This is a genomic window from Streptantibioticus silvisoli (assembly GCF_027947535.2).
GTDB lineage: Bacteria > Actinomycetota > Actinomycetes > Streptomycetales > Streptomycetaceae > Streptantibioticus_C > Streptantibioticus_C silvisoli.
In genome coordinates this window covers 1-23,114 of the sequence record NZ_JAAGKO020000026.1, presented here as the reverse complement: position 1 = coordinate 23,114, position 23,114 = coordinate 1, and the positions used below count along the sequence as shown (strand labels likewise).

20 protein-coding genes and 7 tRNA genes are annotated in these 23,114 nt (G+C 73.6%); 12 read left to right on the top strand and 15 right to left on the bottom strand.

Translation table 11 applies throughout. The features are described 5' to 3' along the window. Positions 1 to 10: 10 nt before the first annotated feature. Genes POF43_RS18380 through pgsA form a run of 3 tightly spaced genes read right to left on the bottom strand, consistent with a single transcriptional unit; the run spans position 11 to position 2,813 of the window. Positions 11 to 1,183 carry a glycosyltransferase family 4 protein gene (locus POF43_RS18380; RefSeq protein ID WP_271315573.1) on the bottom strand — a complete coding sequence of 391 codons (1,173 nt, stop codon included), beginning with the start codon at positions 1,181 to 1,183 and terminating at the stop codon, positions 11 to 13. Then, positions 1,180 to 2,154 carry a phosphatidylinositol mannoside acyltransferase gene (locus tag POF43_RS18375; protein WP_271315572.1) on the bottom strand — a complete coding sequence of 325 codons (975 nt, stop codon included), beginning with the start codon at positions 2,152 to 2,154 and terminating at the stop codon, positions 1,180 to 1,182. The genes POF43_RS18380 and POF43_RS18375 overlap by 4 nt, the downstream gene beginning before the upstream one ends. Continuing rightward, the gene (pgsA, locus tag POF43_RS18370) at positions 2,151 to 2,813 is read right to left on the bottom strand and encodes a phosphatidylinositol phosphate synthase (protein ID WP_271315571.1); all 663 of its coding nucleotides are present in this window, start codon (positions 2,811 to 2,813) and stop codon (positions 2,151 to 2,153) included. Before pgsA ends, POF43_RS18375 begins: the two co-directional genes overlap by 4 nt. Positions 2,814 to 3,471: 658 nt before the next feature. Between pgsA and POF43_RS18365 the strand changes: the two genes are divergently transcribed. Beyond that, positions 3,472 to 5,130: an AbeC-like domain-containing protein gene (locus tag POF43_RS18365; RefSeq protein WP_271324786.1), complete on the top strand. Its 1,659-nt coding sequence runs from the start codon at positions 3,472 to 3,474 to the stop codon at positions 5,128 to 5,130. 104 nt (positions 5,131 to 5,234) lie between these two features. On the opposite strand, the gene POF43_RS18360 is transcribed toward POF43_RS18365, so the two are convergent. Then, positions 5,235 to 5,792: an HIT family protein gene (locus POF43_RS18360; RefSeq protein ID WP_271315569.1), complete on the bottom strand. Its 558-nt coding sequence runs from the start codon at positions 5,790 to 5,792 to the stop codon at positions 5,235 to 5,237. 66 nt (positions 5,793 to 5,858) lie between these two features. Here POF43_RS18360 and POF43_RS18355 point away from each other — a divergent pair, with 66 nt between their 5' ends. Then, positions 5,859 to 6,533 (top strand): potassium channel family protein, encoded by a 675-nt coding sequence (locus tag POF43_RS18355; RefSeq protein WP_271315568.1) that lies wholly within the window; start codon positions 5,859 to 5,861, stop codon positions 6,531 to 6,533. A 58-nt stretch (positions 6,534 to 6,591) separates the two neighbouring features. On the opposite strand, the gene thrS is transcribed toward POF43_RS18355, so the two are convergent. The 4 genes from thrS to POF43_RS18335 form a co-directional block, all read right to left on the bottom strand. Continuing rightward, positions 6,592 to 8,574, bottom strand: a complete 1,983-nt coding sequence (gene thrS, locus POF43_RS18350) for a threonine--tRNA ligase (RefSeq protein WP_271324787.1) — start codon at positions 8,572 to 8,574, stop codon at positions 6,592 to 6,594. Positions 8,575 to 8,935: 361 nt separating this feature from the next. Next, positions 8,936 to 9,007: transfer RNA gene (locus POF43_RS18345), tRNA-Val, on the bottom strand. After that, a complete protein-coding gene (locus tag POF43_RS18340) occupies positions 8,998 to 9,612 on the bottom strand; it encodes an SRPBCC family protein (protein WP_282704652.1) in 615 nt (204 codons plus the stop codon). Before POF43_RS18340 ends, POF43_RS18345 begins: the two co-directional genes overlap by 10 nt. 559 nt (positions 9,613 to 10,171) lie before the next feature. Then, positions 10,172 to 10,243, bottom strand: a tRNA-Val gene (locus tag POF43_RS18335). A gap of 423 nt (positions 10,244 to 10,666) precedes the next feature. Between POF43_RS18335 and POF43_RS18330 the strand changes: the two genes are divergently transcribed. After that, entirely contained in the window at positions 10,667 to 11,080 is a 414-nt protein-coding gene (locus tag POF43_RS18330) for an SsgA family sporulation/cell division regulator (RefSeq protein WP_003959770.1), read from the top strand. Positions 11,081 to 11,871: 791 nt separating this feature from the next. On the opposite strand, the gene POF43_RS18325 is transcribed toward POF43_RS18330, so the two are convergent. Beyond that, entirely contained in the window at positions 11,872 to 12,360 is a 489-nt protein-coding gene (locus tag POF43_RS18325) for a hypothetical protein (RefSeq protein ID WP_271324263.1), read from the bottom strand. A gap of 237 nt (positions 12,361 to 12,597) precedes the next feature. On the opposite strand from POF43_RS18325, the gene POF43_RS18320 reads away from it, so the two are divergent. Further along, positions 12,598 to 13,119, top strand: coding sequence for a DsbA family protein (locus POF43_RS18320; protein ID WP_271324262.1), 522 nt, complete (start codon positions 12,598 to 12,600; stop codon positions 13,117 to 13,119). 97 nt (positions 13,120 to 13,216) lie between these two features. Here POF43_RS18320 and POF43_RS18315 read toward each other — a convergent pair whose 3' ends face one another. Together POF43_RS18315 and POF43_RS18310 are read right to left on the bottom strand one after the other, a co-directional pair. Continuing rightward, the gene (locus tag POF43_RS18315) at positions 13,217 to 14,056 is read right to left on the bottom strand and encodes a GNAT family N-acetyltransferase (RefSeq protein ID WP_271316161.1); all 840 of its coding nucleotides are present in this window, start codon (positions 14,054 to 14,056) and stop codon (positions 13,217 to 13,219) included. Next, positions 14,053 to 14,874 (bottom strand): aminotransferase class IV, encoded by an 822-nt coding sequence (locus POF43_RS18310; RefSeq protein ID WP_271316162.1) that lies wholly within the window; start codon positions 14,872 to 14,874, stop codon positions 14,053 to 14,055. The genes POF43_RS18315 and POF43_RS18310 overlap by 4 nt, the downstream gene beginning before the upstream one ends. 194 nt (positions 14,875 to 15,068) lie before the next feature. Between POF43_RS18310 and POF43_RS18305 the strand changes: the two genes are divergently transcribed. The 5 genes from POF43_RS18305 to POF43_RS18285 all read left to right on the top strand — a co-directional run bounded on the left by POF43_RS18305 (position 15,069) and on the right by POF43_RS18285 (position 15,508). Then, positions 15,069 to 15,141: transfer RNA gene (locus POF43_RS18305), tRNA-Gly, on the top strand. Positions 15,142 to 15,168: 27 nt separating this feature from the next. Next, positions 15,169 to 15,239: transfer RNA gene (locus tag POF43_RS18300), tRNA-Cys, on the top strand. Between the two features lies 1 nt (position 15,240). Continuing rightward, positions 15,241 to 15,312 (top strand) — tRNA-Val (locus POF43_RS18295). A gap of 22 nt (positions 15,313 to 15,334) precedes the next feature. Further along, positions 15,335 to 15,406: transfer RNA gene (locus POF43_RS18290), tRNA-Val, on the top strand. 30 nt (positions 15,407 to 15,436) lie between these two features. Beyond that, a tRNA-Val gene (locus POF43_RS18285) sits at positions 15,437 to 15,508 on the top strand. A 227-nt stretch (positions 15,509 to 15,735) separates the two neighbouring features. Here POF43_RS18285 and POF43_RS18280 read toward each other — a convergent pair. Together POF43_RS18280 and POF43_RS18275 are read right to left on the bottom strand one after the other, a co-directional pair. Beyond that, positions 15,736 to 15,948, bottom strand: a complete 213-nt coding sequence (locus POF43_RS18280) for a hypothetical protein (protein WP_271316163.1) — start codon at positions 15,946 to 15,948, stop codon at positions 15,736 to 15,738. Between the two features lie 198 nt (positions 15,949 to 16,146). After that, on the bottom strand, positions 16,147 to 16,401 hold the full coding sequence (locus POF43_RS18275) for a DUF8836 family protein (protein WP_271316164.1): 255 nt from the start codon (positions 16,399 to 16,401) through the stop codon (positions 16,147 to 16,149). Between the two features lie 246 nt (positions 16,402 to 16,647). Between POF43_RS18275 and POF43_RS18270 the strand changes: the two genes are divergently transcribed. The 3 genes from POF43_RS18270 to POF43_RS18260 all read left to right on the top strand — a co-directional run bounded on the left by POF43_RS18270 (position 16,648) and on the right by POF43_RS18260 (position 20,639). Beyond that, positions 16,648 to 17,934 (top strand): serine/threonine-protein kinase, encoded by a 1,287-nt coding sequence (locus POF43_RS18270; protein ID WP_271324261.1) that lies wholly within the window; start codon positions 16,648 to 16,650, stop codon positions 17,932 to 17,934. A 363-nt stretch (positions 17,935 to 18,297) separates the two neighbouring features. Further along, positions 18,298 to 19,518 carry an acyl-CoA dehydrogenase family protein gene (locus tag POF43_RS18265; RefSeq protein ID WP_271325083.1) on the top strand — a complete coding sequence of 407 codons (1,221 nt, stop codon included), beginning with the start codon at positions 18,298 to 18,300 and terminating at the stop codon, positions 19,516 to 19,518. Further along, the gene (locus POF43_RS18260; protein ID WP_271317468.1) at positions 19,515 to 20,639 is read left to right on the top strand and encodes an acyl-CoA dehydrogenase family protein; all 1,125 of its coding nucleotides are present in this window, start codon (positions 19,515 to 19,517) and stop codon (positions 20,637 to 20,639) included. Before POF43_RS18265 ends, POF43_RS18260 begins: the two co-directional genes overlap by 4 nt. A gap of 269 nt (positions 20,640 to 20,908) precedes the next feature. Here POF43_RS18260 and POF43_RS18255 read toward each other — a convergent pair whose 3' ends face one another. Together POF43_RS18255 and cobA are read right to left on the bottom strand one after the other, a co-directional pair. Further along, the gene (locus POF43_RS18255; protein ID WP_271325082.1) at positions 20,909 to 21,727 is read right to left on the bottom strand and encodes a TrmH family RNA methyltransferase; all 819 of its coding nucleotides are present in this window, start codon (positions 21,725 to 21,727) and stop codon (positions 20,909 to 20,911) included. Further along, on the bottom strand, positions 21,720 to 22,982 hold the full coding sequence (cobA, locus tag POF43_RS18250; RefSeq protein WP_271317470.1) for a uroporphyrinogen-III C-methyltransferase: 1,263 nt from the start codon (positions 22,980 to 22,982) through the stop codon (positions 21,720 to 21,722). Before cobA ends, POF43_RS18255 begins: the two co-directional genes overlap by 8 nt. Positions 22,983 to 23,114: the final 132 nt, after the last annotated feature.

Below are 23,114 nucleotides of genomic sequence, written 5' to 3'. Positions count from 1 at the left end.
GCCCGGGCCGTCATGGCCGCGCTCCGCCGAAACGGGCCCGCAGGCCGGTGCGCTCGTCGGCGGCGACCCGGGAGGCGCCGTCGGTCACGGTCTCGTAGACCGACAGGATCTCGGCGCCGACCACCGACCAGTCGAACCGCCGCACGTGGCGGCTGCCGGTCTCGCGCAGCGCCGCGAGCCGGTCGGGGTCGCCGAGCAGCCGCAGGCAGGCGTCGGCCAGCGCGTCGGCGTCCTCGACCGGGAACAGTTCGCCGGCCGCGCCCTGGTCGAGGACCTGGCGGAACGCGTCGAGGTCGCTGGCGAGCACCGGTGCGCCGGCCGACATGGCCTCGACGAGGATGATGCCGAAGCTCTCGCCGCCGGTGTTGGGCGCGGCGTAGACGTCGACGCTGCGCAGCAGGCGGGCCTTGTCCTCGTCGCTGACCATGCCGAGGAACTCGACCTGGCCGTGCAGCTGCCGGGGCAGGCCGGACAGCGCCTCCTCGGTGTCGCCGCGGCCGGCCACCAGCAGCCGGGCGCCGGGGCGGGCGGCGAGTATCCGCGGCAGGGCGCGCATCAGGACGGGCAGGCCCTTGCGGGGTTCGTCGATGCGGCCGATGAACCCGATGGTCGGCGCGTCCGCGGTGCCCTGCCAGCGGGGCTCGGGGGCGGCGCCGGCGAAGAAGCCGACGTCGACCCCGTTGGGGATGACGACGGCGTCGCCGCCGAGGTGTTCGACGAGGGTGCGCCGGGCGTACTCGCTGACGGCGACGCGGGCGCGGATCTTCTCCAGGGCGGGCTGGAGGATCGGGTAGGCGGCGATCATGGCCCGCGAGCGCGGGTTGGAGGTGTGGAAGGTGGCCACGATCGGCCCCTGCGCGGCCCAGCAGGCCAGCAGGCCGAGCGACGGGGAGGCGGGCTCGTGGATGTGGATGACCTCGAACGCGCCGTCGTGCAGCCAGCGGCGCACCCGGGCGGCGGACAGGAAGCCGAAGTTGAGCCGGGCCACCGAGCCGTTGTAGGGCACGGGCACCGCGCGGCCGGCCGAGACGACGTACGGCGGCAGCGGGGTGTCGTCGTCGGCCGGGGCGAGGACCGACAGTTCGTGGCCGAGGGCGATGAGGTGTTCGGCGAGGTCCCGGATGTGGAACTGGACGCCGCCGGGCACGTCCCAGGAGTACGGGCAGACGATCCCGATCCTCACGCGGTCTCCGATCCGGCCGGCCCGGTGGTGCCGGACGGCGGCGCGGGGGAGCCCGCCGGCGGCGCCGTGCCGTCCCGCGCCTCGCGCGGGGTCAGGTCGGACAGCCACAGCCGCTGGAGCATGTGCCAGTCCTGCGGGTGCTCGGCGATGCCGAGCGCGAAGACGTCGGCGACCGCCTGGGTCATGGCGGCGGCCCGCACGGCCCGGGTGCCCTCGGCGGGCACCTCGACGGCCGGGTGGATGCGGCCGTGCATGACCGGCGAGTCGTCGTACCACAGGGTGGCCGGCAGCAGCAGCGCGCCGGTCTGCAGCGCGAGCAGGGCAGGTCCCGGCGGCATCCGGGTGCGTTCACCGAAGAAGTCGACCTCGATGCCGGTGGCGGACAGGTCGCGTTCGGCGACCAGGCAGACCAGGCCGCCGGCCCGCAGGCGGCGGGCCAGCGCGCCGAACGCCGAGCCGCCGGTGTGCGGCACCACCTCCATGCCCAGGCCCTCGCGGTAGGCGACGAACCGGTCGTAGAGGCTCTCGGGCTTGAGGCGTTCGGCGACGGTGGTGAACGGGACCTCCAGCTTGGTGGTGACCCAGGCGCCGGCCAGGTCCCAGTTGGCCATGTGCGGCAGGGCCAGTACGACGCCCTTGCCGCGGGCCAGTCCCTCGGTCAGGTGGTGCAGGCCCTCGGCGGTGAAGCCGTCGCGGACCCGCTGCTTGCTCCAGGTGGGCAGCCGGAAGGACTCCATCCAGTACCGCAGGTAGGAGCGCATGCCGGCCCGGGACAGCTCGGCCAGCCGCTGCGGGGAGGCGTCCGGCACCACCCGGGCCAGGTTGGCCTCCAGGCGCAGCACGCCCTTGCCGCGGCGGCGCCAGACGGTGTCGGCGATGCCGCGGCCCAGGGCGGTGGCGGCCGGTTCCGGCAGGCGCTTGACCGCGCCCCAGCCGGCCGCGTACAGGGTGTCGGTCAGACGCTCGTTCACGCGGGGTGGCCCTCCCGGTCACGGTCGGCGGCGTCGGCCTCGGCGGACTCGCGGCGCACCGTGACGACCCGCTGGACCAGGGTGACCGCGCTGCCGACGGCGACCACCCACAGGCCGATGGGCAGCAGGATGTCGATGTACGGCACGCCGAACATGTGCAGGCCGGAGAAGCCGCACAGCACGAGGGTGATGACCAGCCGTTCCGCCCGTTCCACCAGCCCGTTGACGTCGACCGGCAGGCCGATCGCCTCACCGCGGGCCTTGGTGTACGAGACGACCTGGCCGCTGGCGAGGCAGAAGATGGCGACCGCGCACATCAGGAGGCTGTCACCGCCGCCCGCGTACCACAGGGCGAGGCCGCCGAAGATCGCACCGTCGGCCACCCGGTCGAGGGTGGAGTCCAAGAACGCGCCCCAGCGGCTGGAGCGGCCGGCCTGGCGGGCCATGTTGCCGTCGACCAGGTCGGAGAAGACGAACAGCGTGATGACGACGGTGCCCCAGAAGAAGTGTCCCCAGGGGTAGAAGACCAGCGCGCCGGCGATCACGCCTCCGGTACCGATCAGGGTGACCGCGTCGGGACTCACCCCCTTCCGCAGCAGCATGGCGGCGAACGGTGTGAGGACACGCGTGAAAAAAGCACGCGCGTACTTGTTCAGCATGGCCTTCCCGACGGGTCGGTGACGCTCAAGGACCCCGGTGGCCCCCAGCCGCCCCATCGTAGTCACGCCCGCCGGGGCGCCGTGGCGGGCGTGCCCGGTACGGCGTACGGGCGGCCGCGCGGCGTCGTACGAACGCCCCGGCCCCGCGGGCTCCGCCGTCACCGCCCGCCGGCCCCACGGCCCCGGTGCGGTGGCTGCTGCGGTGCCGGTGCGGTGGCTGCTGCGGTGCCGGTTCCGCGGCCGGTGCGGCTGTTCCCGGGGGCGGTGGGACACGGTGGCGGCGCGGTCGGCGGGTGGCGCCGGGGGTAAGCGGATCGCGTGGGTGAGTTGCGCGCCGGGTACCGGGCCGTTGACGCCGTTCATCCGTTCGGTGGAGAACGGGACGTGCCGTGGGGGGAGAGCGGGACACGGGCGGGCGCGCCGGCGCTGCGGGGCCGCCGCGGGCGGTCGGCACGTCGCGGGAGGAGTCCGGGGCCCTTCGGCCGGGTATCGCCTTCTTCGAACGCACGACTCGTCAACCGGGTTGCCGCGCTGTCCAGTTGTCGACGCACCGCTGACGGTTCGGTCACCGTCCGGATACGCTGGTTACCCGATCGGACGGTGGCCGGACGGCGGTTCGGGCCGTGCACCCGGTGAACCGAAGGAGTTGGGGGCGTCAGTGTCGATTTCCGGTTACTCGGGCGTGGAGTTCGACTTCAGCCCGGGCGCGCAGGTGCCGCTGACCGGTTCGGACGGTGAGACGGCGGCGACCCAGGCGTTGTCGTCGGCCGCGTACCGGGACGGTCCGATGACCGCCCTGATCGACAAGTTGACCGGCGTCAGCGTCAAGGCGGGCCGGCTGTCGCTGTTCGAGCCGGACCTGGGTGAGGCGTTCTCCCACGCGCTGGAAAAGCGGATGATCGGCGGCGGCCACAAGCAGATGGTGCAGTCGTTCGGCATGGACCCGCAGACCGTGGTGGAGCACTGCCTGGCGGCCAGCCGGATCCGCAAGCAGCGCGACGCCCGCCTCACCACGGTGATGGTGGTGTGCGGCCTGCTGTTCCTGCCGGGGGTGCTGCTGTGGCTGGCGGCGTTCCAGCTGCGCAAGACGGTGACGCGCAAGAAGAGCCAGTGGGACGGGCTGCTGGGCGGCGCGGTGCTGGCGGTGGTGGCCGGTCTCGCGGCGCTGCTGGCGTGGCATCCGCCGTTCTCCGGGGTGGTGGCGCTGTACCTGCGGGTGCTGCTGCTGCTGCCGGTGGCCGGCTGGTTCATCGCCAAGCAGATCTGCGAGAAGACCGCGCTGGACCTGCGGAACCGCTGGTCCTCCTCGCTGTCGGGGCCCAACCTGGGCGCGAAGATCCCGCAGGCGGTGCCGCGCAACCCCACCGACAAGCGGGCCGACGCGCTGCGGCAGTCGCTGGTGGAACTGGCCCGTGAGCAGGCCAGCAACGTGGTGTTCTACGCCGGCCCCAAGGGCATCCTCGGCATGGGCCCGCGCTGGGGCGTGTGGCAGATGGCGGAGCAGTTGGTGCCCGCCGACGGCAAGGACTTCAACCGGTTCCGTCCCTGGGACGTGGCCCGCCACATCCACGACAAGCTGCGCGACCTGGACCGCAGCCAGCTGCACGCCCCCGGCTTCCCCCGGCCGGCGGTGCGGCACTGGGTGGTGCGCGCGGTCGGCGAGAACGCCGGCGCCGTCACCCGTCCGACCGGCGACATCGTCGAGGGCTTCACGGTCAAGGACTACGAGATACAGCGGATATGCAACGAGCACGGGTTGGGCTCGGGTGACCGGCACTACGTGGGCGTGCAGTTCACCCTGTGGGACGGTCAGCTGATCATCACGATGATGACCTCGGTGAGCATCCTGGCCAACACGCTGCGCGTCGAGGTGTCCGGCTACGCGCTCGGGCCGATCAACGGCGCGTTCCTGGCCAAGCCCAGCGCGCCGACGAAGTCGGTGCAGAAGAGCGTGAAGTTCTGGGAGACCCGCACGGTCAAGCTGCCGCTGATGAGCACCACCGAGGTGGTCCGGCTGGCCGCGCGCGCGCCGCTGACCTGGTTCCCCAAACCCCTGGAGCACCTGGGCGGCAGCCTGTCGCTGCCGGAGCCGTTCGGCCTGCGGCACGCCTGGGCGGACAAGCCGTGGCAGCACCGCTTCATGACGGACGACGTGACGCGCACCGCCACGCCGGTGCTGCACGCGGTGCACGCGGCGACGCTGGCGGTGCTGCGCGACAACGGGGTGGACACCACGATGTTCTCCAGCCGCGCGATGAGCCTCAGCGGTGCGGTCCAGTCGGCCGAACCCGGCACCCCGGACAACTACAGCGCCTGACGCCCGCACGTACGACGGCCGGGACCCCCGCGGGGGTCCCGGCCGTCGCATGTCGGGACGTCGGCACGCCGGGCGTCACCCGGACGTTCGGCGCCAGCCGTACGTCACGCCGGCCAGTGCTCGGCGAGCATCCGGCGGGTGTCGGCGAGCAGTTGGGGCAGCACCTTGGTGTGGCCGACGACCGGCATGAAGTTGGTGTCGCCGCCCCAGCGCGGCACCACGTGCTGGTGCAGGTGGGCGGCGATCCCGGCGCCGGCCACCGAGCCCTGGTTCATGCCGATGTTGAACCCGTGCGCGCCGGAGGCCGACCGCAGCGCGGTCATCGCCTGCTTGGTCAGCTCGCCGAGTTCGGCGGTCTCGGCGAGGTCGAGGTCGGTGTAGTCCGCGACGTGCCGGTAGGGCACGACCATCAGGTGGCCGCCGTTGTACGGGTACAGGTTGAGCACCGCGTAGACCGACTCACCGCGCGCCAGGACCAGGCCGTCCTCGTCGGACTTGGCCGGGATCGCGCAGAACGGGCAGCCGTCGCCGCCGTCCGGGCCGGTCGGCTTGTTCTCCCCCTGGATGTACGCCATGCGGTGCGGGGTCCACAGCCGCTGGAAGGCGTCGGGCGTGCCGACACCGAACTGCTGCTCCGGCTTGGTCGTCATGGTGTGCAGCATATGGCTTCGGCGGCGCCGGGCGTGTCGCCGGGGCGGTGCCCGCCGGGGCCGGGCGATGCTGGGGCGATGGACTCCGATCCGCGGGTACGCGCGTGGGAACGGCGCACCGCGATGCCGCTGCTGACCCTGTCGGCGCTCTACCTGGGCGCGTACGCGGTGCTGGTGCTGGCGACCGGGGTGCCGCGGGACGTGCGGCTGGCGGTGCTGGCGGTGCTGCTGGCCGCCTGGGCGCTGTTCGCGGCGGACTACCTGACCCGGCTGGCGCTCAGCCGGGACCGGCCGGCGTTCGCGCGGTCGCGGTGGCTGGACCTGGTGGTGCTGGCGTTGCCGCTGCTGCGCCCGCTGCGGGTGGTGCAGACGTACGCCAGGGCCCGGGAACGGCGCGGTGGGCCGCCGCGGCTGACGCTGGAGGCCCAGGTCATCGTCTACACCGGGCTGACCACCGTGCTGCTGGGGTTCGCCGCGAGCCTGGCGGTCTACCAGGTCGAGCACGCGGCGCCGGGGGCCACCATCCGCAGCTACGGCGACGCGGTGTGGTGGGCCTGCTCGACGCTGACCGCGGTCGGCTACGGCGACGTCTTCCCGGTGACGACCCGGGGCCGGGTGATCGGGGTGGCGGTGATGCTGACCGGCCTGGGCCTGCTGGGGGCGGTCATGGGCACGTTCTCCTCCTGGCTGGTCAACCGCTTCCGCCAGGCCACCGGGCCGGTCCCGGACGAGGACCGGCCCCCGCCGTCCTGACAACCTGAGGACGGCGGGGGCCGGGAGGACGACGGCCGGTGCGGCCGGCGCGAACGGGTCAGACCTGGACGCGGCGCTCGACGGCGTCGGCGATCTCGGCGAGCGCCTCCTCGACGGGCACACCGTTCTTCTGGGTGCCGTCGCGGTAGCGGAAGCTGACCGCGCCGGCCGCGATGTCGTCGTCGCCGGCGATGACCATGAACGGCACCTTGCTCTTCTGCGCGTTGCGGATCTTCTTCTGCATGCGGTCGGAGGAGGAGTCCACCTCGAACCGCAGGCCGCGCGCCTTGGCCTGGCGGCCGAACTCGGCGAGGTACGGCACGTGGGCGTCGCCGATCGGGATGCCGACGGCCTGCACCGGTGCCAGCCAGGCCGGGAACGCGCCCGCGTAGTGCTCCAGCAGGACGGCGAAGAACCGCTCGATGGAGCCGAACAGCGCCCGGTGGATCATCACCGGCTGCTGGCGGGAGCCGTCGGCCGCGGTGTACTCCAGCTGGAACCGCTTGGGCTGCTGGAAGTCGACCTGGATCGTGGACATCTGCCAGGTGCGGCCGATGGCGTCCCGGGCCTGCACGGAGATCTTCGGCCCGTAGTAGGCGGCGCCGCCCGGGTCCATGACGAGCTCCAGGCCCTGCTTCCCGGCGGCCGTGCGCAGCGTTTCGGTGGCCTCCTCCCACTCCGCGTCCTCGCCGATGAACTTGGGCGAGTCGTCGCGGGTGGACAGCTCCAGGTAGAAGTCGGACAGCCCGTAGTCGCGCAGCAGGTTGAGGACGAAGGTCAGCAGGCTGTCCAGTTCCTCCGGCATCTGCTCCTTGGTGCAGTAGATGTGGCTGTCGTCCTGCGTGAAGCCGCGCGCGCGGGTCAGGCCGTGCACGACGCCGGACTTCTCGTACCGGTAGACCGTGCCGAACTCGAAGAGCCGCAGGGGCAGTTCGCGGTAGGAGCGGCCGCGGGCCCGGAAGATCAGGTTGTGCATCGGGCAGTTCATCGCCTTGAGGCGGTAGTCCTGGCCCTCGAACTCCAGCGGCGGGAACATCACGTCCGCGTAGTGCGGCAGGTGGCCGGAGGTCTCGAACAGCCCGGCCTTCGACAGGTGCGGGGTGTAGACGAACTCGTAGTCCGCCTCCTCGTGCCGCAGCCGCGAGTAGTTCTCCATCTCCTTGCGGACGATGCCGCCCTTGGGGTGGAAGACCGCCAGGCCCGAGCCGAGTTCCTCCGGGATGGAGAACAGGTCGAGTTCGGCGCCGAGCTTGCGGTGGTCGCGCTTCTCGGCCTCGGCGAGGAACTCCAGGTGCGCCTTCAGCTCGTCGCGGGTCGGCCACGCGGTGCCGTAGATGCGCTGGAGCTGCTTGTTCTTCTCACTGCCGCGCCAGTACGCGGCGGCCGAACGCATCAGCTTGAACGCCGGGATGAACCGGGTGGTCGGCAGGTGCGGGCCGCGGCACAGGTCCTTCCAGCACAGGTCGCCGGACTTCGCGTCGAGGTTGTCGTAGATGGTCAGCTCGCCGGCCCCCACCTCGGCGGACGCGCCCTCGGCGGCGTCGGCCGCCGACCCCTTGAGGCCGATCAGCTCCAGCTTGTACGGCTCGGCGGCCAGTTCCTCACGGGCGGCCTCGTCGGTGACCGGGCGGCGGGAGAAGCGCTGGCCGCGCTTGACGATCTCCTGCATCTTCTTCTCGACCCGCGACAGGTCCTCCGGGTTGAACGGCTGCTCGACGTCGAAGTCGTAGTAGAAGCCGTCCTTGATCGGCGGGCCGATGCCGAGCTTGGCGTCCGGGAAGAGCTCCTGGACGGCCTGGGCCATGACGTGGGCGGTGGAGTGCCGCAGGATGTTGAGGCCGTCCTCGCTGCTGACGACGACCGGCTCGACGTCGTCGCCGTCGGCGAGCGGGTGCGCCAGGTCGCGCAGCACACCCGCCACCCGGGCGGCGACCACGGAACGGTCGCCGTCGAACAGGTCCGCGGCCGTGGTCCCCGTAGTCACCAGCCGCTCTTCCGGCTCGGCCGAATCGCGTTTGATGATCACACGGAGGTCTGACACGGGAGGGCTCCTGACTCATGTCCTGCGGACGTTCCGCAGCCGGGCAGCTGACGCCGCACGCTCGAATCGTACCGAGACCGCCCCCCACGGGCGAAGTTCGTTTCCCACCCGGCCCCGGCCCGGCGCTACCGGGTGACCGAGGCGGGCCGCGAACGCGACGAGGCGACCTCGTCCACGCGTGCGCCGACGGGGGGTGCTACGCGGTGAGCAGGACGTCGAGGACGCCCCGCCGTCCACGCGTGCGCGGACGGGGGGTGCGGGTGGGCGAAGCCCCCCGCAAAGGCGAGGCGAAGCCGAGCCGCAATACAACGAGGCGACCCCCGTCCGCGCTTTCCGCGGACGGGGGTCGCCTGTCGTCGAGTGGGCGATACTGGGCTCGAACCAGTGACCTCTTCGGTGTGAACGAAGCGCTCTTCCACTGAGCTAATCGCCCGGACGACGTGAACGATACATGGCGGGGGACTTCGGCCACAAACCGTTTCGCAGCGGGCCGTGCGCGGCGAGCGACGACCGCAGGCCACGGCGGCCGGCGCGCATCATCAGCGCGTGGTTGAGACGGAAGAGCGGCCGCCCGGGCAGCGCCAGACGCCGCATCAGGGGTTTGCGCACCACCACGTCCTGGTCGAAGACCGCACGGCTGCCGGCCGCCCCGTCGGCGCACACCGTCCAGCGCGCCCAGCCCTCCAGGTCCCCGGCCATCGAGATCTCCAGCACGCCGGCCGCCGGATCACGCCGCGCCTCCCGCGCGGTGACCACCAGCTCGTACGGCAGAACCGACCGGAACCGGATGACTCCGTCGGCTCCACGGCGGGGGTCGGAGGCGCCGGCCTCAGCGGCGGGGTCGGGAGCGGGGTCGGCACGGTCGGGGTCGGCGGAGGTGTCGGGGCCGCCGGGGGCAGGGGCGGGGGCCGGGCCGACGCCGCGGACCTGCGGCCACCAGCGCGGATAGTCCTCGGCGCGTTCCAGCGCCGCGTAGACCTCGCGGGGCGCCGCGTCCAGCCGCCAGACACTGTGGAATCGATACCGGTGCCAGTCCATACGCGGCGCCTTCCCCCGGACCCCGCGACGAAGCCCGGAACGGCGTTACGGGGACGGTTCCGGGGCGGGGGAAGCGGGGTGGGGCCGATGGCACCCGGTGCGGGGAGGCACCGGTGAGCACGGTGAACGCTGGGCAACCCAGGAACCGGCGCGGGGACACCTCCGGTGATCCGGCAGACGCCACGGCGACCACGGCACCGCCGCGCGAACGATCCCCCGAAGCCCGGCAGACGCCAGAGTGACCAGGCACCGGTGCGGGGATGCCCCCGCCGCGCACGGTGAACGCCGGGGAACCACGGAACCGGTGCGAGGAGGCACCGGTGAGCCGGCAGACGGAGCCTGGAGCCAAGGCACCGGTGCGAGGACGCCCCCGGTGACCACGGTGAACGCCAGAGCGACCACCGCACTGGCGCGAGGACGCCTCCGCCGACCACGGCAGACGCGGACGGGGGGTGCGGGTGGGCGAAGCCCCCCGCAAAGGCGAGGCGAAGCCGAGCCGAAATGCAACGAGGCGACCGCTGTCCGCGCTTTCCGCGGACAGGGGTCGCCTGTCGTCGAGTGGGCGATACTGGGCTCGAACCAGTGACCTCTTCGGTGTGAACGAAGCGCTCTTCCACTGAGCTAATCGCCCGGGTGCCTGCCGATCACTCGGCCGCGCAGAGAACGTTACCGCAAGCCGGCGGCTGCTCGTGACCACGGTCGCCACCGTCCTGAACGCCCTCGCCAACGCCCTCGCCGACCCCCTCGCGCGGCTTCGCGTATCTCATGGGGCGGGATTCGGCGGCGCCGGAGGACCGGGTGGGATCGAGCCAGATCCTTGGCCATTGGTTTCCCAGCGCCAGCGGTGGTGACGGAACGTGTTTTCCCACCTAAACCAGCGAAAAATGTTTCGTCACCGGCCCGGCCCACCAGCACTGGCCGACAATGGTCCGAACGAAGTACCAGAAGTTTCACAAACCGGTCAGAGGGGTTTACAACGTCCTCGCAGGTGGCATGTCGATTTCGCCGACGTGCGAATCCCCGAGCGCACACTGAGCGAAAGGCCCTGGCGCTTATGAACACCACGGTCAGCTGCGAGCTGCACCTGCGCCTCGTTGTGTCGAGCGAATCCTCACTGCCCGTTCCAGCGGGCCTGCGGTACGACACGGCCGATCCCTACGCCGTGCACGCCACCTTCCACACCGGAGCCGAAGAGACGGTCGAATGGGTGTTCGCCCGCGACCTGCTCGCCGAGGGGCTGCATCGGCCCACCGGCACGGGCGACGTCCGGGTCTGGCCATCCAGGAGCCACGGCCAGGGCGTCGTCTGCATCGCGCTGAGTTCCCCGGAGGGCGAGGCGCTGCTGGAGGCGCCGGCCCGTGCCCTGGAGTCGTTCCTGAAGCGGACGGACGCCGCGGTGCCCCCGGGCACCGAGCACCGCCACTTCGACCTCGACACCGAGTTGTCGCACATCCTCGCGGAGAGCTAGCCGCACCGGACGCCCGCGACCGTCCTGACTCGGGGGGACGGCCGCGGGCCTCAGGGCGTGTCTTGTGGATCCCGGCGGGCTCGCGACGCCTGGCACAGCACATCGCGGCGTTGCCGAAACGCCCCGGTAAAACCAACTATCGGGACGCTCCGGCGCCTTGCCCTGTACCGCACCGGACGCCGCTCCCTGATCCACCCTGACCCACAAGACACGCCCCAGAGCCCGGACGCGAACCGGTATCGCCGGCGCACCTCACGTGCGACGGCGGTGGCGGTTCGCGTCCGGTCCCTTTTCTTCGCGGGTTCCGCGCGGGCTCTTCGCGGATGCCATCGCAGGCTCCTTCTCGGGCTTCTTCGCGGGTTCCCTCGTGGGCTACCTCCCGGGCCGGCCCTCACAGGCCGAACAGGTCGTAGCAGGCTCCGAAGAACAGCAGGCTGCCGATCACCCCGAGGAAGACCATCAGGGGCGGCTGGGAGAGCGCGTAGAGGCACCCGCGGCGCTCGTGGTTCATGTGGTGCGTGGCCTAACGGGTCATGATCTCGTGATCACTCGACAGAAGGTCCCCTCGCACAACCGTCCCCATCCGACGGCACGCCAAGTACCGCGTGCGACAGGGGAGTTGGCCGGGTGACCGAGCCGAATCATCGCGCAGCCGACCCGGACCACGACGCTGACACGCGCACTCGTTGGGGTGGTTTGCGACACACGTGTAGGACGTCTCACCTGCCGAGACGTGCCGAACGCCGGGTCCCGGCGGCCCCGGGCGGGTGCGCCGCGGGCCGGGACCGCCGTCAGATGCCGTGCTTGCGCAGGATCGCCTCGACGTCGTCGAACTCCGCGCCGGCGCCGGCCGTCTTCTTGCCGCGCCTGCCCTCACCGGCCGCCGCCGGGGACCCGCCGGCCGATATCGCCGCACCGCTGGAGCGCGGCGCCACGGCACCGTCGGCGCCGCCACGGACCGCCGCCCGGCCCTCGCCGGTGTCCCGGCCGCCGGAGCGCTTGGCGCCGATGCGGGAGGCCAGGTACAGCACGACGGCCACCGCGATGACGGCGAAGCCCAGCCAGACGGTGGGCCTGAGGACCAGGTCCGCCGCCCAGCCGCCGACCGCGGAGCCGATCCTGCCGCCCAGGGTGATGAGGCCGGCCAGGTAGAGGCCGACGGGGAGCAGGGAGACGGCGGCCAGCTTCACCGCGCGGCGGAACCGGCGGCGCCAGGCGGTCAGCAGCGACACCGCGAGTCCGGCGCCGGACAGCGCGACACACACCACCGCGGTCAGCACGGCGGCCTCCCCACGCTCGGCGTCGCCGTCATGGCGTTCACGGACATCGCATTCCCCTCGCGTTCGGTGGCGGGGGAACCGGCCCGGCTCTCCCGCCTGCTTCCATCCTGCCTCGCCGCGGGCTTCGCGGCCATGCCCTACGGGTCGGGTTCAGGGACATCTCCGGGGCGCCTCCTGCCCGGGGCGGAGGAACGGCACCGGCGCGGACCGGGTCGCGGGTGTTGAGAGACTGGTCCCATGAACGACGCGCCGCGCAACGACGCCGCCTCCCCCGCCGTCCTGGAGTTCTGGTGCGAACTCCAGTGCACCGACTGCCGCGCCTCGCTGGAGGACCTGCGCGCGCTGCGGGCCCGGTACGGCGACGCCCTCGACATCCGGCTGCGGCACTTCCCGCTGGCCAAGCACGCCCAGGCCTACCCCGCCGCCGAGGCCGCCGAGGAGGCGTTCACCCAGGGTGCCGGCTGGCCCTTCACCGAGGCGGTGCTGTCGCGCGCCGAGGAGCTGGCGTCCGGCGGGCAGCGCCTCCTGGTCAAGATCGCGCAGGAAGTCGGCCTGGACGCCGAGGAGTTGGACACCGCGCTGGTGGACGGGCGGCACATGCTCACCGTCGACGCCGACGAGGCCGAGGGCCGGGCGATCGGCGTGACCGGCACCCCGACGTACGTGATCGACGGCGTACGGCTGGACGGCGGGCAGAGCATGGAAGGACTGCGCGAACGGATCGAGGAGATCGCCGACCGGCTGCTGGGCCGCGCCTGAGCCGGGACCCACGCCCGCACGGCGGCTCGTCACCGGAGCGGGAGCGGCTGAGGGCGGAAGCCGACGCGGGAGCGGCCGACGGCTCCGGGGCCGGCCGTCAGGTCAGCGGCTTGTCCATGACGTGCGTCGTCGGCCGGTAGCCCAGTGACGCGTACAGGCTCATCGCCGGGACGTTGTCGGTGAAGACGTTGAGGCCGAGGCTGTCGGCGCCGGCCCCGAGGCACTCGGCCTCGGCGACCCGCATCAGGGTTCGGCCGTGGCCGTGGCCGCGCTGACCGGCGGCGATCTCGATCAGGTAGACCCATGGGAGCACCGCGCCGCCGCCGGGCAGCGCGATCCGCAGCCACAGCCATCCCAGGTCGACACCGTCGCGCGACAGCACGCGCAGCGCGGTGCCCTCGGTGCCGGGGCCGTCCGGGAGCAGCGTGGCGTAGTCGGCGTCGGCGAGCGCCACCGCCTGCTGCGGGGACAGCCCCTCGTCGGCCCACTTGCGCACGATGTCGGCGCGGGTGCGGGTGAACCAGGCGCGGTAGTCCTGCGGGGACATCGTGCGTATCGCGAGTCCGCCGGGCGGCTGCGGCGCGGGGGCGGTGAGCGCCTTGACCATGCGGCGGTTGACCTCGCGGTAGCCGAGCGCGGCCGCCAGCCGCAGGCCGTACCGCGACCCGGCGGGCACCTCGGCGCGGGCCCGCCGGCACCCCCAGCCGCGCAGCACCTCCTCGGCGGCCAGCGCGGCGACCGCGCCGCGTCCGCGCCTGCGGTCGGGTTCGTCGATCTCCAGCACGTCGATCACCCCCACCCGCGGGCCGTGCCGGGGGTCGGTGGTGAGCCGGACCCGGCCCGCCTCCCGGCCGTTGACGCGGACCACGAAGGAACGCGCCCGCGCCCCGTCCGGGCCGGTCTCCTCGGGGGCGGCGGGGCGCAAGGTCGTCGTCACGGGTTCTCCTCTGCGGCGGCGCGTTCGGCGAAGGTGGTCATGGCCCGCGTGGTGACGGGCCCGGGGGCGGCGGGCGGCTCGTGGTCGTCGATGCGGTGGACGGCCTGCACGTCGCGCAGGGTGGAGGTCAGGAAGACCTCGTCGGCCTCGCGCAGCGCCTTCAGCGGCAGGTCGGCCTCGCGGGCGCCGGTCCACTCCAGGACCAGGCGGCGGGTGATGCCGGCCAGGCAGCCGGAGTCCAGCGGCGGGGTGAGGAGCTCGCCGTCGATGACCACGAACACGTTGGACCCGGTGCCCTCGCACAGCCGTCCGCGGGTGTTGGCGAACAGCGCCTCGGAGGCGTCACGGGCGTGGGCATGGGCCAGGGCGAGCACGTTCTCACCGTAGGAGGTGGTCTTCAGGCCGGTCAGCGCGCCGTTCTCGTTGCGCGTCCACGGCACGGTGACCACCGCGGCGCTGTCCGGGCGGCGGGTGGTCCGGTCGTGCGCGACGAGCAGGGTGGGGCCCTCCCGGCCGCGTTCGGAGCCGAGCGGCGAGACACCGCCGGTGAAGGTGATCCGCAGCCGGCCCAGCGGCGGCGGGTCGCCGGCGGTGATCTCGGCCACCGCGCGGCGCACCTCGGCGGCGTCCGGCTCCGGCAGTCCGAGCCCGCGGGCCGACCGGGCCAGCCGTTCGACGTGCCGGTCCAGGGCGAACGGCCGGCCGTCGACCGTCTTGACAGTCTCGAACACCCCGTCCCCCACCGTCAGTCCGTGGTCGAGCGCCGAGACCGTGGCCTCCGCCGCCTCACGCAGTCGTCCGTTGACCCAGATCATCATGGTGTCCTGCCTCCGTCGCTCCGCCCCCTGGTCGGTCGTTCCGGTGTGGTCATCCTCTCCGATCACCGCTGCTCGGGCCGGGACTTCCGCGCGGGACACCCGGCCGTGCTGCGGAAACGAATTTGAGCTGGAGCGGAATTCCGCTAGAGTTCAACACGTCGCCGGGGCAAACGAGGCTCCGGAGCACGGCGCATGCGGACGTGGCTCAGTTGGTAGAGCATCACCTTGCCAAGGTGAGGGTCGCGGGTTCGAATCCCGTCGTCCGCTCGATGGAGGTCTTCGGACCACCACGCTGGTGGAGTGGCCGAGAGGCGAGGCAACGGCCTGCAAAGCCGTCTACACGGGTTCAAATCCCGTCTCCACCTCGGACGATTAGCTCAGCGGGAGAGCGCTTCCCTGACACGGAAGAGGTCACTGGTTCAATCCCAGTATCGTCCACGAGGTCCGCGAGGACCTTCCCGCGCGATTAGCTCAGCGGGAGAGCGCTTCCCTGACACGGAAGAGGTCACTGGTTCAATCCCAGTATCGCGTACACCACCCGGGTCCGAGCGACCCACCTCCCGGACGATTAGCTCAGCGGGAGAGCGCTTCCCTGACACGGAAGAGGTCACTGGTTCAATCCCAGTATCGTCCACGAGTGACCAGGGCCCCCACGCCCGCGCAGTGCGCGGATGCGGGGGCCCTGGTCCTTTCCGTCACCGGGGCGGCCGGCCGGTGCGCGAGGCCGCCGCGCGGGGAATGTGGCGAGGCCCGGCCACCTGATCGGTGTCCGGGCCTCGTGCCGTCCGACGGCCCCCGTCCCCACGGGGTCTCGTACCGGTGCCCCGGCCCGGGCCGCTCTCCCGGGACCGGAGGGACGCGTCAGCGCCCCATCAGACCGGCCACGGACGACGCTTGTACCGCCATGGCGTGCCAGCCGCCGCAGGCGACGGCGAGCAGCAGGGCGACGGGAACCGCCATCGCGGCGGCCACCAGCGGATGCCGGGTGCTGTCGCGGCGCGGGCCGGGCAGTACCGCTGCGGTCAGGACGCGTACTCGTTCGACCGTGCGCGTCGCCGCCGTGCTGCCCGCCATCGTGCTGCTCCCCGTAGGTCAGTTCGCGGCGGGACGAGAACCGTCGTCCACCGCTCGATCACCACGGTAGGCGCACGGGCGCCCGGCGTCGTCATGCCCGCGTACCGCTTGGGCGGCCTCCCCGAGGATGACGTGCCGGGCCCCCGTCTACTCCCCTGGGTGGACACGCGGGGGTCCGGACCCTGACAGACCCCCGGGTCAGGCGGCGGCGCCGGCCCCCTTCTGCTCGTCCGGACCGGTCCTGGGCACCGGCTGCTCGACCAGGGCCAGGACCCGGGTCGCCATGAATCGGGCGGTGCGCACCGGGGTTCCGTTGCGCGTCACCTCGCTGACCTCGACCACACCGCGGCGTACCGCGGTCTCCACGCGCCGTCCGGCACGAGTGGCCACCATGTCGTAGGTGCGGGTGGTGTCACCCGCGTCCACCACTATCTCCACGCGATCACCTTTCACGCCGTCAATCCCCCTGTCAGGACGGAACCATGAGGTGTGCGGGCAGGCTCCGCCCCGGCCGTACGGCGGAATCTCCCCACGTGTCCAGGATCTCACCCGGCACTGACAATCGACGGTTGGTCGCGGGCGCCGCCTCGCCGCGCGACGGGCGGTCAGTACGTAAGCTGTGGCACGGTCAGTCGGACGAGGGCGGGCGGCGAGGGGCGTGTCCCCGATGAGCACGGGACCCGGAACCAGGGGAAGAACATGACGATGATGCGGCTCCGGCGCGAGGACCCGCGTGTCGTCGGCTCGTTCCGGCTGCACCGGCGGCTCGGCGCCGGCGGCATGGGCGTGGTGTACCTGGGGTCGGACAAACGGGGCCAGCGGGTGGCGCTGAAGGTGATCCGGCCGGAGCTGGCCGAGGACCAGGAGTTCCGGCAGCGGTTCGCCCGCGAGGTGTCGGCGGCGCGGCGCATCCGCGGCGGCTGCACGGCACGGCTGGTCGCCGCCGACCTGGAGACCGAACGGCCGTGGTTCGCCACGCAGTACGTACCGGGGCCCTCGCTGTACGACCGGGTGGGCGCCGACGGCCCGCTGCCGGCCGCCGAGGTCGCCTCGATCGGCGCCGCGCTGGCCGAGGGGCTGGTGGCGGTGCACGACGCGGGCGTGGTGCACCGGGACCTCAAGCCGTCGAACATCCTGCTGTCGCCGAAGGGCCCGCGGATCATCGACTTCGGCATCGCGTGGGCGACCGGGGCGAGCACCTTGACCCACGTGGGCACCGCGGTCGGCTCCCCCGGCTTCCTGGCGCCGGAGCAGGTGCGCGGCGCGGCGGTCACCCCGGCGACGGACGTGTTCGCCTTCGGCGCGACGCTGGCGTACGCGGCGGCCGCCGACTCGCCGTTCGGACAGGGCAGTTCGGAGGTCATGCTCTACCGGGTGGTGCACGAGGAGCCGGACCTGCGCGGCGTGCCGGACTCGCTGGCGCCGCTGGTGTACGCGTGCCTGGCCAAGGAGCCGGAGGACCGTCCGGACACCGCCCGGCTGGCCGAACGGCTGGCGGAGATCGCCGCCCGGGAGGCCCGCGGCACCGACCCGCTGCGCCGGGAGGGCCCGGTGCTGCCCAAGGCGGCGGGGCCGCACCCGGAGCGTCCGACCGGGCAGCGGGCCGCCCGCTACGTCGAGCAGCACACCGAGCAGCGGGCCGGGCAGGAGGCCGGCTCCGGCCGCGCCGCGCCGTCCGGCACGGCGCAGCGCACCCCGGCTCCCCGGTCGGGCCGCACGCCCGCCCGTTCCGCGGCCCGCCCGCCCGCGCCGCGGACCCCGGTACCGCGCACGGCGGCCGGCCGCCGCCCCGGCCCCGGGCCGAACCGCCGGCTGCTGCGACAGCGGATCATCGTCTTCGTCACGGTGACGCTGCTGGTCGCCCTCGGCATCGCGGTCGCCCAGGGCTGCCAGGGCCCGTCACGCGGTCTGGGCCACCCGGGCCGCATCCCGGTCGGCCGGCAGCTCGACGCTCCGGCGCCGGCCGAGGGCCCGGCCACCGCCTGACGCTGACCTCCGCCCGACACCGGCCCGGCCACCGCCTGACACCGGCCCGGACGGCGTCCGGCGGGGCGGCCCGGACGGCGTACGCCGGGGCGGCCCTCACCGGGATGCGGGCGCATTCCCCGCCGGGACGCGGTCTTCGGCCTCGCCGGGGCGCCCTCCCTCCCCCGCCAGCACCCCCGCCCCCCGGGACACCGCCCCTTCGCGCGTTCGTCCGCGGCTTCTCCGGGCTCGTCTCCCGCTCCGTTCACCCGTCGCCCAACCGTTCACCCGTTCGAGGTCTGGCGTGTCCAGCGTCGATCGCGATACGTTTCCAAGCGCTTGCTTAGATATCGGTGACACGGGCGCCGGAGAGGAGACGCGGCGATGACGACGGACGACGGCGGTACAGGTCCGGGTTCAGCGGGGTGGGGACCGGACGAGGTGCGGGAGCGGGTGCGGGAGTTCCTGGCCGCGCACGATCCGGCGGTGACGGAGCGGACGGAGTTCCTGCGGGCCCGGTTCGACGCGGGGCTGGCGTGGGCGCACTTCCCGGTGGGGCTGGGCGGACTGGGCGCGCCGCGCTCGCTCCAGGCGGTGGCGGACGCCGAGCTGGCCGCGGCCGGCGCCCCGGACAACGATCCGCAGCGGATCGGGATCGGCCTGGGCATGGCCGCGCCGACCATCCTGCGGTACGGCACGCCGGAGCAGAAGGAGCGGTTCCTGCGGCCGCTGTGGACCGGCGAGGAGGTCTGGTGCCAGCTGTTCAGCGAGCCGGGCGCGGGCTCCGACCTGGCCTCGCTGCGGACCCGGGCGGTGCGGGACGGCGACACCTGGGTGGTCGACGGGCAGAAGGTGTGGACCTCCAGCGCGCACACCGCGCGCTGGGCGATCCTCATCGCGCGGACCGACCCGGACGTGCCGAAGCACCGCGGCATCACGTACTTCGTGTGCGACATGACCGCGCCGGGCGTCGAGGTGCGGCCGCTGCGGCAGATCACCGGTGAGGCGGAGTTCAACGAGGTCTTCCTGACCGGGGTCCGGATCCCGGACGCGCACCGGCTGGGCGACGAGGGCGACGGATGGCGGGTCGCGCAGGCCACGCTGATGAACGAGCGGGTGGCGATCGGCGGCAATCCGCTGCCCCGGGAGGGCGGCATGATCGCCCGCGCGGCGGCCGTCTGGCGGGAACGCCCGGAGCTGCGCACCCTCCAGCTGCACGACCGGTTGCTGGAGCTGTGGGTGGAGGCCGAGGTCGCCCGGCTCGGCGCGGAGCGGGTGCGCCAGCAGCTGGCGGTCGGCGCGCCGGGCCCGGAGGGTTCGGGGCTGAAGCTGGCGTTCGCCGGGCTCAACCAGCGGATCAGCGGCTTCGAGGTGGAGCTGCTGGGCGAGGACGGGCTGCGGTACGAGGACTGGACGATGGTCCGGCCGGAGAAGGTCGACTTCTACGGGCGGGACGCCGGTTACCGCTATCTGCGGGCCAAGGGGAATTCGATCGAGGGCGGCACGTCGGAGATCCTGCGCAACATCATCGCCGAGCGGGTGCTGGGCCTGCCCGCCGAGCCGCGTAACGACAAGGACGTCGCCTGGAAGGACCTGCCCCGATGACCGGCTCCCCCGATCTGCTGTATTCCGACGTCGAGGACGACCTGCGCGCCGCAGTGCGGGACGTACTGGCCGACCACTGCCCGCCGGCCGCGGTGCTGGCGCGCTGCGAGAGCGCGCAGCCGTACGACATGGCGCTGTACCGCAGGCTGGCGGCCGACCTGGGCCTGGCCGGGCTGACGGTGCCGGAGCAGGCCGGCGGCCAGGGTGCGTCGGCGCGTGAACTGGCCGTCGTCATGGAGGAGCTGGGCCGCGCGGTGGCGCCGGTGCCGTTCCTGGGCGTGGCGATGGCGACGGCGGTGCTCGCGGTGGCCGACGCGCCGCAGACGCTGAAGCGGATCGCCGCCGGTGAGCTGCCGGCCGCGGTGGCGGTGCCGTTGACGACCACGCCGGGCGCGGCGTTCCCGGCGGCAGTACGGGCCGGCGCGGACGGCGCGCTGACCGGGCGGGTGACGAGCGTGGCCGACGTGTCGGCGGACGGCGTGCTGCTGGTGCCGGCGACCGGCCCGGACGGCCCCGGGCTCTTCGAGGTGCCGGTGGGCGCGGCCGGGGTGCGGGTGGAACCGGTGGTGTCGCTGGACCTCACCCGGCCGGTCGCCCATGTGGTGTTCGACGGCGCGGCCGGCCGGGCGGTGGCCGGTGCGGGGACGGCGGCGCGGGCGCTGGAGGCCGGGTTGCTGGCCGGTGCGGGGCTGCTGGCGTCCGAACAGCTGGGGGTGGCCGAGCGGTGCCTGGAGATGACGGTGGCCTACCTCGGTGAGCGGCGGCAGTTCGCCCGGGTGGTCGGTTCGTTCCAGGCGGTCAAGCACCGGCTGGCGGACCTGTGGCAGGAGGTGGTCTCGGCACGGGCCGCGGCGCGGGCGGCCGCCGACGCGCTGGCCGTCTCCTCGCCGGACGCGCCGGTCGCGGTGAGCGTCGCGCAGGCGTACTGCTCGCGGGTGGCGGTGCACGCGGCCGAGGAGTGCGTCCAGTTGCACGGCGGCATCGGCATGACGTGGGAGCACCCGGCCCACCTGTACCTCAAGCGGGCCAAGGCCGACGAGCTGGCACTGGGCACGCCCGGCCGGCACCGGGCACTGCTGGCCGCCGCGGTCCGACTGCCACCGCCCGCGCCGGAGTCGTGACCCGGCGAACCGGCGGACGAAGGGAGCGGTAGGGCGCCGGGCGGTACGGCCGGCGCCCGCGGTGCGGCACCGTCCAGCAGTACGCCTCCGTCGGGCCGTACGCCTCGCAGGGCCGTACGGCTCATCAGGCGTACGGCCGGGGACGTACCGCCGGTCGGGGACGTATCGCCGACCGAGACGTGCCGGCGTCGACGCGTACCGTCGGCCGAGACGTGCCGGCGGTCAACGCGTACCGCCGGTCGGGCAGCGTGCTGCCGGGCGGCGCCGGTTCAGGCCGGTGGCCGGCCGGTGGTGACCGCGTAGAAGGCGACGGCCGCCGCCGCGCCCACGTTGAGCGAGTCGATGCCGTGCGCCATCGGGATGCGCACCGGGCGGTCGGCGGCGGCGATGGCGCGGGCGGTGAGGCCGTCGCCCTCCGCGCCGAGCAGCAGCGCGACGCGGTCCGTCCGGTGCGCGGCGACCTCGTCGAGCGGGACGGAGCCGGCCGCCGGGGTGAGGGCCAGCACCTCGAAGCCCGCCTCGCGCACCGTCGCCAGGCCGTGCGGCCAGTCGGTGAGCCGGGCGTAGGGGACGGAGAAGACCGCGCCCATCGACACCTTCACCGACCGCCGGTACAGCGGGTCGGCGCAGTCCGGGGAGAGCAGCACGGCGTCCATGCCGAGGGCGGCGGCGCTGCGGAAGATCGCGCCGATGTTGGTGTGGTCGTTGACCGCCTCCATGACCGCCACCCGCCGGGCGCCGGACAGCACCTCGGCGGGGGCCGGCAACGGTTTGCGGCCCATGGAGGCCAGGGCGCCGCGGTGCACGTGGTAGCCGGTGACGTGTTCGGCCAGCTGCGGGTCGACCAGGTAGACCGGCGCGGGCGAGGCCTCGATGACGTCGCGCATCGGCCCGGCCCACTTGGCCGACAGCAGCATGGAGCGCATCGGGTAACCGGCCTGCCCGGCGCGGCGGATGACCTTCTCGCCCTCGGCGATGAACAGTCCTTCGGCCGGTTCGCGGCGGCGGCGCAGTTCGACGTCGGTCAGGCCGGTGTAGTCGTGCAGGCGCGGGTCGGCGGGGTCGTCGACGGTGATCGGCTCAGCCACGGGAACGGTCGTCCTCCTGCGATGCGGTGGGCCCCGCCGGGGCGCCGGCCACGGTGACCACGTCGCCGATGACGATGATCGCCGGCGGGCGCACGGCCTCGGCGGTGACGGTGGCGCCGAGGGTGGCCAGGGTGGCGTCGACGCGGCGCTGGGTCTCGGTGGTGCCGTCCTGGACGACGGCGGCCGGGGTGCCGGGGTCGCGGCCGTGGGCGATGAGGGCGGCGGCGATGGCGGCGGCGTTGCCGACCGCCATCAGCAGCACCAGCGTGCCGCGCGAACGGGCCAGCGCCGCCCAGTCCACCAGCGACCGCGGGTCGTCGGGCGCGACGTGGCCGCTGACCACGGTGAACTCGTGCGCGACCCCGCGGTGCGTCACCGGGATACCGGCGGCGGCCGGCACCGCGACGGAGCTGCTGATGCCCGGCACGACCGTGCACGCGATGCCCGCCTCGGCCAGCGCCAGCACCTCCTCCATGCCCCGCCCGAAGACGAACGGGTCGCCACCCTTGAGCCGCACGACCGCCTTGCCGGCCCGGGCGTGCTCGACCAGCGCCGCATTGATGGCCTCCTGCGCCATGGCCCGGCCGTACGGCAGCTTCGCCGCGTCGATCACCTCGACGTGCGGCGGCAGTTCGTCCAGCAGGGAACGCGGGCCGAGCCGGTCGGCGATGACCACGTCGGCCTCGGCCAGCAGCCGCCGGCCGCGCACCGTGATGAGGTCCGGGTCGCCGGGACCGCCGCCGACCAGGGCCACCCCGGCGGTACGCGACCGGTGCCGGGGCGCCGCCAGCGTGCCGTCCCGCAGCCCCTCCAGGACCGCGTCGCGCACCGCCGCCGACCGGCGCGGGTCGCCGCCGGTCAGCACCGCGACCGTCACGCCGTCGCCGCGCCCGGTGGCCGGTGTCCAGGCGGTGGCCGCCGCCGCGTCGTCGCTGCGCACGCACCAGACCCGGCGTTCCTCGGCCTCCGCCGAGGCCGCGGCGTTGGCGGCCGGGTCGTCGGTGGCCACGACCGCGTACCAGGCGCCTGCCAGGTCCCCGGGCCGGTAACCGCGCTGCTCCCAGCGCAGTTCGCCGGCGGTGATCATGCCCTCGACGGACGGGGTGACCGACGGCGCGACCAGCAGCACGTCGGCGCCGGCCGCCACCAGCGGGGGCAGCCGCCGCTGCGCCACCTGTCCACCGCCGAGCACGACGACCCGCCGCCCGGCCAGCCGCAGCCCGACCGGGTAGGCGGGCGCCTCGTTGTGGTCCATGACGGTACGGCTCTCCTCGCACGACGGCGGCCCCCCGGCGGCCCGGGAACGCCGGTGGACACGGCTGTGGACAACGGTTGACGGGTGTCCGGCTCACCTTACGGGGACGGGGTGGGCGGGGTTGGTGGGACT